Annotated in this window: 1 protein-coding gene; it reads left to right on the top strand. The window is 39.5% G+C overall.

The genetic code is table 11. The features are described from left to right. Positions 1 to 176: 176 nt before the first annotated feature. Positions 177 to 294 (top strand): peptide-methionine (S)-S-oxide reductase (locus JKP73_RS22765; protein WP_200412053.1); only part of this gene is annotated, 118 nt, incomplete at its 3' end.

Below are 294 nucleotides of genomic sequence, written 5' to 3'. Positions count from 1 at the left end.
TTACTCGAAGGTGGATCCAGCCTATCCGAATTTCCCGTTTTTTTCTCCTTTTCTATAAATACTTTATGAATAAATGGCTCTTCCATCATGTCACCCCCTTATTAAATATGATATAGTATCTTTATTCTATATAAATTAATGGCAAATGAAAATATGTACGGTGAAAGAGGGATAAAATGACGAAACAACGAGCTACATTCGCTGGAGGATGCTTCTGGTGTATGGTAAAACCGTTTGACCAATGGGATGGCGGCGAACAGGTCGTATCCGGATATACAGGCGGCCATCTATCCA

This window comes from Virgibacillus salexigens (assembly GCF_014905415.1).
GTDB lineage: Bacteria > Bacillota > Bacilli > Bacillales > Amphibacillaceae > Virgibacillus > Virgibacillus salexigens.
The sequence above is the reverse complement of the archived record's forward strand: the minus strand, read 5'-3'. Positions and strand labels throughout refer to the sequence as shown.